The following is a 7,418-nucleotide window of genomic DNA, read 5'->3' on the forward strand; positions in this document are numbered from 1 at the left end:
TCGGTGTAAACGAGGTGCTCTGAACCAGCTGAGCTAATCGCCCTTTTATCTTGCATTCGGTTTTCCCGTATTGCGAGTGCAAATATAGCGGTATTTTTTACTTCTGCAAAATTATTTTACACAATTTCTGCCACCACAAAAGTACTTCCACCAATATAAATAAAATCATTCTCATCAGAAACCTTCAAAGCCTCTTGATAAGCTTCTGAAACAGAATTACATACCGTTCCATTCAATCCAAACTCAAGAGCCTTTTGCTGCAATTTTTTTTCATCTAAGCCGCGTGGCACATTGGGTCTACAGAAAAAATAATCAGCCTTTTTAGGAAACAACGGCAAAATATCATCTAAATCTTTGTCATTAACTACACCTAAAACAAAATAGAGTTGCCTAAAATTCTCTTTCTGTATCTGATTCAAAACAATTTTCAAGCCATGGCTATTATGCGCCGTATCACAGATTACTTTCGGATTCGAATTAATTTGCTGCCAACGCCCTAACAAACCCGTATTTGCAACAACATTTAGCAATCCGTCTTCTAAATTGCGTTGGGAAATTACAAAATACTCTTTGAGTAATTGAATCGTTTGCACCACCGTTTTTTTATTCGCAATCTGGTAATCGCCTAACAAACCAGAAGGATAATCTTCCTGAATCAAATCGGAAGCAAAATAAATCGGCGCTTTTTTTCTATCGGCTATATTTAAAAAAACAGCCTTCGTTTGTTCAACATATTCACCGATTACCACTGGAACATTCGGCTTAATGATTCCTGCTTTTTCTCCGGCAATAGCTTCTAATGTATTTCCAAGAAACTGCGTATGATCAAAACCGATGTTCGTAATGACAGCAACCAAAGGTGTAATGATATTGGTAGAATCCTATCGGCCGCCCATCCCTACTTCTATTACAGCAATATCGACTTTTTCTTTGGTAAAATAATCGAAAGCCAAACCGACTGTCATTTCGAAAAAACTCAACTGATGTGTCTCAAAAAAAGACTTTTTCCCAGCAATGAAATCCACCACAAAATCTTCAGCAATCATTTCACCATTGATTTTGATGCGTTCTCTGAAATCTTTCAAATGCGGCGAAGTGTACAACCCAACTTTATAGCCGGCTTCCTGCAAAACTGAAGCAATCATAGAAGAAGTCGAACCTTTACCGTTGGTACCCGCCACATGCACACACTTTAAAGCACGTTCGGGATTCCCAAGATGTTCAGCCAACAAAAGTGTATTGGTCAAATCTTTTTTATAAGCGGAAGCGCCCTGATGCTGATACATCGGTAATTGAGCAAACATCCACTGTACTGTTTCCTGATAGGTCATAAAAGAAAAAAGAATAGTTAAAAACTATTCTCCTAATTTAAAGTTGATAACTATAAACCCAATTTGTTTGTCGGGTGCATTCGAATCGGGCTGCCATTTGAATTTTTTAGCGGTTGCCAAAGCCGGTTTAATCAAACACGGATTGGTATTGGTGGTTCCTTTGACATATTGCGCCGAAATCACATCGCCGTTTTTATTTACAGAAACCTGTACTACTACTCTACCTTCTTCATTACAATCCTGAACTTCTTTAGCACCTCCGGCCAATTTTCGTCCTTTTAAACCCCAACTGGTTCCGTTACCTGAGCCTGTTCCGCCTCCTGAACCATAAAAACTATTCGCGTAACGATCACCGTTCGGATCACCTTTGTCGCCAGGCACACCATCATCGCCGTGACCAGCTTCAGCGCCATCGGATTTTGGTCCGTTGATTAAACTGGATAATGCATCATTGGTTGACTTACTCGGTGTTGGTTTAGGTTTTACCACCGGTTTTACGGTAGCATTGGTATTGGATTTCGTTTCCGATGTTTTAATAACCGGTGCTTTAACGGAAGTTTGCGCCGTAATATTCTGAGAAGCTGCTTCAACCGCTTTGGATTGCGCTGGTTGTGGAGACGATTTCACAGGTTCCATTGGCTGCACTTCGCCCTGACCAACATCGGAAGTACCGAAATTGATGGCGATTTCACCACCTTCAAAAACCTCAGGCACATTCGGATCGTCTTTTAAGATGTACAGAAAAAACCACAGAAACATCAGCACGAACAATATCGTGGTAATGGTAAACGAACGTTTCTGATGTTTGGTTTCTAAAACTTCCATAGTTTATTTAGGCGCTACGGCCAATACAATTTTATATTTATTTCGATAGGCAATATCCATCACTTTCACGGCATTTTCAATCGGAACGCCTTTGGCTACGTGTAAGACAATATTCGGTTCTTTTTGTCCGTTCAATTGCGTTTTCAAAGCGTTTTCCAGTTCTTCTTCCGGAAACTGCTGCTTGTCGATGTAATATTGCAATTTATCATCCACGCTAACTGCTACAGTTTCTACTTCATCGGCTTGACCATCGGAATTCGGCAACACCAAATCCAGCGCATTGGTTGTCGTCATCGTGGTTACCGCAATCATAAAAAAGATAAGTAACAAGAACACGATATCCGTCATCGACGACATATTGAATTCTGCATTAATTTTATTTCTTCCTCGTAAATTCATACTAAGCCGGTTCGTTTAACAAGTCAAGGAAATCTACTGCGTTTACCTCCATCATGTGCACTACTTTGTCTGTGATACTCACCAAGTGGTTATAACCTACGTAAGCGATAATTCCAACAATTAATCCAACAACTGTGGTCATCATCGCGGTATAAATTCCTTCTGCCAAAACACTCATCTCGATTTTATTGGAACCGCTTTGCGCCATTTCGTGGAAGGCCATTACCATCCCGACAACTGTTCCTAAGAAACCTGTCATTGGACCAGCTCCGGAAATTGTCGCCAACATACTTACGTTTTTCTCTAATTTATAAACCTCAAGTTTTCCGGCATTTTCAATAGCAATATTGATATCGTTTAACGGTTTCCCAATACGGGAAATTCCTTTTTCAATTAATCGCGCTACCGGAGAATTGGTCGAAGCACACAACATTTTCGCATTATCAATCTTCCCTTGTTGCAAGTGCATACGGATTTGTGTCATGAAGTTTTGATCCATTTTTGACGCCGCTTTAATAGCCATCAAACGCTCTAAATAAAGATAAATGGCAAAGAAAAGCATTAGAAAAATGGCTCCCATGATGACTTGTCCTACCAAACCACCACTGAAAATGATTTCCATCAAGGTTAATTCTTTTTTTGTAGCCACATCTTCTGCTACTTGTGCTGCTGCCTGGCTTAAACTATCCGCCTGAAGTAATAAACTCATAAAATGCTTTTTATAAAGTAACGTGAATATTTTTTAAAAATTGCAGCGTAAATATATCTTTAATTGCGCTGTAAAACAAAAAATCCTTCAGATAACCGAAGGATTTTCAAATTATCACCCTTAGGATGATTATAAAACAACAAGAATTATACCAATTGTTTCAAAGCAATTTCAAAAGCTCTGGCACTGATATTTTTCTTATCTGAACTTGCGTCATATGTTTTTTGGATAGCTCTTTTGATAACATCCGACGTATCGTTAAAAATCGCTTCGTCTGTCATTGCTACTTTTTTCTCCATGAAATAGGCAAAAACACGTGCCATTCCACAGTTAGAAATAAAGTCCGGAATTAAACTTACTTTAGAATCTACTTCTTCCATAATCGGTCCGAAGAAAATTTCTTTATCGGCAAACGGAACATTCGCCCCACAAGAAATTACTTCTAATCCAGCAGCAGCCATACTATCCACCTGAGCTTTCGTTACCAAACGAGATGCCGCACAAGGGGCAAAAATTTCAGCGCCGATTGACCAGATTTTTTCGTTGATTTCTGCAAAAGGAATCATTTTATCAGAAACTAACGTATTTCCGTTTTTATTCAAGAATAAGGTTCTGATTTCTTCGAAAGAAAAACCGTTTTCGTTGATTACACCACCGTCACGATCGATGATTCCAACTACTTTTGCTCCCATTTCCGCCAAGTAGAAAGTCGCAGCCGAACCTACGTTACCGAAACCTTGAACTATAGCTTTTTTCCCTTTCACATTTCCGCCATAAATATCGTAGAAATGACGAACCGCCTGAGCTACTCCGTAACCAGTAATCATATCGGCTACTGTATATTTTCTGTTGATATCTGGTGAAAAAGTTGTGTTTTCAATCACTTTAACCACACCTTGACGTAATTGTCCGATACGGTTGATTTTATCAGCTTCAGTAGGCTTGAAATGCCCGTTGAAAACACCTTCTTGCGGATGCCAAACACCACATTCTTCTGTCATTGGGATTACTTCGTGGATTTCATCAACGTTTAAATCGCCACCTGTTCCGTAGTAGCTTTTCAACAAAGGAGAAACTGCTTTGTACCAACGCTGTAAAACACCTTGTTTTCTTGGGTCAGCCGGATCGAAATTGATTCCCGATTTAGCCCCACCAATTGCAGGTCCTGACACAGAAAATTTCACTTCCATCGTTTTAGCCAAAGAAAGCACTTCGTTCATATCCAACCCTTTACGCATACGAGTTCCACCACCGGCAGCCCCGCCACGCAACGAGTTGATTACCGTCCATCCTTCTGCATCGGTTTCCGGATCTTTCCAATGGAACACTACTTCAGGTTCTTTATCTTCAAATTTTTTCAGTAAATCTTTCATTATATTTTAAAATTGTATTGTTTGTTAAAAAGTTGTGCAAATATACTTGGAATCTGCAAAAAACTCAAAGATTTTTAGGTTTATCAAAAATAACACCTGAACTGTGATTTTTAGTTGCTCCTGTAACACTTGCCAAGACATTATCCTCATTTCTAAGCTTTAACACGCCTAATAAAGCAAAAATAAGTGCTTCTTTGAATTCGATGGTTTTAGCTTCTGGGATGACTATTTTCATTTCAGGGAGATACGTTTTCATTCGCTGAATCAAAAAATCATTGTAAGCACCACCACCTGTCACCAAAAGGCTTCCGTTTTTTTTAGGTAACGATTTTGCAATCTGAAACGCGACATGCTCCGTAAAAGTGTTGAGTTTATCTTCCGTTACAATCGAATGTTTTTCCATCATTGGCAAGACAATGGTTTTCACAAATTCAAAGCCTAATGATTTCGGATAAGCTTTTTGATAGAAATCCAGCGCATTTAATGCTAACAACAATTCTTTAGAAATTGTTCCGCTTTCGGCTAACTGACCTTTATCGTCGTACTTCAATCCTAATTTATTGGCATAAAAATTCAAAACGGTATTGACCGGGGAAATGTCAAAAGCGATTCGCGCTCCATTTTCTTCAAAAGAAACGTTGGAAAATCCGCCCAAATTCAGACAATAGTCATACTCCGAAAATAAAATTCGGTCACCAATCGGAACCAATGGAGCCCCTTGTCCGCCTAACTTTACATCCTGAACCCTGAAATCACAAATCACTTTTTCGTTAAGGAATGCTGCTATTTTAGAGAGATTTCCAATCTGCAAAGTAAAACCATTTTGCGGCTGATGCAGAATCGTATGACCATGCGAACAGACGGCATCAAGGTTTTGAATTTGATGTTTCTGAATAAAATTTTGAATGATTGATGCTAAAACTACGGTGTATTCTTCATTCAGATTTCGAAGCTCTTCAGTAGAAAAATCAACCGCTATTTTCAGTCTTTCTACCCAATCATCTGCATAAGCAATGGTTTCACTTTCAAAGATTTGAAACGACCATTGATTGTTTTCAATCGTAAAATGAATGTGCGACAAATCAACCCCGTCCAACGAAGTTCCGGACATCACACCAATAACATTATAAGTACTCTTTTGCATGGGTTAAAATTAGGCAATCTAATTGATAATAATAGAATTATAGCTATATTTGGACACTTTAAAAATCAAAACAAAACAAGATAACAATGAACTTTAACTTATCCGAAGAACATTTAATGATTCAGCAGGCAGCCAGAGATTTTGCTCAGACTGAATTGTTACCAGGCGTAATCGAAAGAGACGAGCATTCGATTTTCCCAACTGAACAAGTAAAGAAAATGGCAGAACTTGGATTTTTGGGAATGATGGTAGATCCGAAATACGGTGGAGCTGGTTTAGACAGTATTTCCTATGTTTTAGCGATGGAAGAAATTGCTAAAGTGGATGCTTCTGCAGCGGTTATTATGTCTGTAAACAACTCTTTAGTTTGTGCCGGTTTAGAAAAATATGGTTCGGAAGAGCAAAAAGTAAAATATTTAACGCCATTAGCAAAAGGTGAGGTAATCGGAGCCTTCTGTTTATCAGAGCCGGAAGCAGGTTCGGATGCTACATCACAAAGAACTACTGCTATCGACATGGGCGACCATTATTTAGTAAACGGAACGAAAAACTGGATTACCAATGGTGGAACCGCTTCTACGTATTTAGTAATCGCTCAAACTGACGCTTCTAAAGGTCACAAAGGAATCAACGTTCTTATTGTTGAAAAAGGAATGCCAGGATTTGAAGTAGGTCCGAAAGAAAAGAAAATGGGAATCAGAGGTTCTGACACCCACACTTTATTATTCAACGATGTAAAAGTTCCAAAAGAAAACAGAATCGGTGCTGATGGTTTCGGATTTGCTTTCGCGATGTCAACTTTAAATGGCGGTCGTATCGGAATTGCTTCTCAAGCCTTAGGAATCGCACAAGGTTCTTATGAATTGGCGTTGAAATATGCGCAAGAGCGTGTAGCTTTCGGGAAACCGATTTTCAATCACCAAGCGATAGCTTTCAAATTAGCAGATATGCACGTGAAAACTACGGCGGCTAGATTGTTAATTCACAAAGCGGCATCTGAAAAAGATCAAGGATTAGACATTGCACATTCTGGCGCTATGGCTAAATTATATGCTTCAGAAGTAGCTTTAGAAGTGGCTAATGATGCTGTTCAGATTCACGGTGGAAACGGTTATGTTGCCGAATACCACGTAGAAAGAATGATGCGTGACTCGAAAATCACCCAGATTTACGAAGGAACGTCTGAAATTCAGAGAATTGTAATTTCAAGAGGATTGGTAAAATAATCCTTCTTCCATAAATTTTATAGAAAGTCCGGTCCTTGTACCGGCTTTTTTTATGGCGTGTCCCAAGGGTCGGGCTGTCCGTTCTATCTTTTTTGCGGGGCGATTTTTTCACACAACAACCTTTGCGTAGCAAAAAAGGATGCCACTTCCATCCCTCACGCAAACTCATTAAATCAAAACATTTTCAATTAATTTAGAATCTGCTTTAATCAAACTTATATAAAACAAAAAATCCCCATCAAATTAATGATGAATTTGACCCGAGCGCAAGCGAACTGACGAAGTATATTAAGAGGAGAATGTCCGGTGGACATTCGGTAAAACAAAAAAGCCCTTCACAAAAGTGAAGGGCTTTTAAAAGAAAGGCGACGACATACTCTCCCACAAACTGCAGTACCATCTGCGCAGGCG

6 protein-coding genes and 1 pseudogene are annotated in these 7,418 nt (G+C 39.1%); 1 reads left to right on the plus strand and 6 read right to left on the minus strand.

Going from position 1 to position 7,418, the window contains the following annotated elements; genetic code table 11:
* Positions 1-116 precede the first annotated feature (116 nt).
* From RUH60_RS11430 to RUH60_RS11455, 6 genes and pseudogenes are all read right to left on the minus strand, one after another.
* Positions 117-1,331, minus strand: a pseudogene (locus RUH60_RS11430) (bifunctional folylpolyglutamate synthase/dihydrofolate synthase).
* Positions 1,332-1,355: 24 nt separating this feature from the next.
* Positions 1,356-2,156, minus strand: a complete 801-nt coding sequence (locus RUH60_RS11435) for an energy transducer TonB (protein WP_313808417.1) — start codon at positions 2,154-2,156, stop codon at positions 1,356-1,358.
* Positions 2,157-2,159: 3 nt separating this feature from the next.
* A complete protein-coding gene (locus RUH60_RS11440) occupies positions 2,160-2,555 on the minus strand; it encodes a biopolymer transporter ExbD (protein ID WP_313808419.1) in 396 nt (131 codons plus the stop codon).
* A gap of 1 nt (position 2,556) precedes the next feature.
* Positions 2,557-3,264, minus strand: coding sequence for a MotA/TolQ/ExbB proton channel family protein (locus tag RUH60_RS11445; RefSeq protein ID WP_313808421.1), 708 nt, complete (start codon positions 3,262-3,264; stop codon positions 2,557-2,559).
* Positions 3,265-3,410: 146 nt separating this feature from the next.
* A complete protein-coding gene (locus tag RUH60_RS11450) occupies positions 3,411-4,637 on the minus strand; it encodes a Glu/Leu/Phe/Val dehydrogenase dimerization domain-containing protein (RefSeq protein WP_313808423.1) in 1,227 nt (408 codons plus the stop codon).
* 64 nt (positions 4,638-4,701) lie between these two features.
* Positions 4,702-5,781, minus strand: coding sequence for an anhydro-N-acetylmuramic acid kinase (locus RUH60_RS11455; RefSeq protein ID WP_313808425.1), 1,080 nt, complete (start codon positions 5,779-5,781; stop codon positions 4,702-4,704).
* 86 nt (positions 5,782-5,867) lie between these two features.
* On the opposite strand from RUH60_RS11455, the gene RUH60_RS11460 reads away from it, so the two are divergent.
* Positions 5,868-7,007, plus strand: coding sequence for an acyl-CoA dehydrogenase (locus RUH60_RS11460; protein WP_313808427.1), 1,140 nt, complete (start codon positions 5,868-5,870; stop codon positions 7,005-7,007).
* Positions 7,008-7,418: the final 411 nt, after the last annotated feature.

The organism is Flavobacterium sp., from assembly GCF_032153895.1.
Classification (GTDB): Bacteria; Bacteroidota; Bacteroidia; order Flavobacteriales; family Flavobacteriaceae; genus Flavobacterium.

Excerpts from the sequence above, each read along its gene's own strand:
- RUH60_RS11455 (WP_313808425.1), bottom strand. The coding sequence starts at position 5,781 with ATGCAAAAGAGTACTTATAATGTTATTGGTGTGATGTCCGGAACTTCG.
- RUH60_RS11440 (WP_313808419.1), bottom strand. The coding sequence starts at position 2,555 with ATGAATTTACGAGGAAGAAATAAAATTAATGCAGAATTCAATATGTCG.
- RUH60_RS11450 (WP_313808423.1), bottom strand. The coding sequence starts at position 4,637 with ATGAAAGATTTACTGAAAAAATTTGAAGATAAAGAACCTGAAGTAGTG.
- RUH60_RS11445 (WP_313808421.1), bottom strand. The coding sequence starts at position 3,264 with ATGAGTTTATTACTTCAGGCGGATAGTTTAAGCCAGGCAGCAGCACAA.
- RUH60_RS11460 (WP_313808427.1), top strand. The coding sequence starts at position 5,868 with ATGAACTTTAACTTATCCGAAGAACATTTAATGATTCAGCAGGCAGCC.
- RUH60_RS11435 (WP_313808417.1), bottom strand. The coding sequence starts at position 2,156 with ATGGAAGTTTTAGAAACCAAACATCAGAAACGTTCGTTTACCATTACC.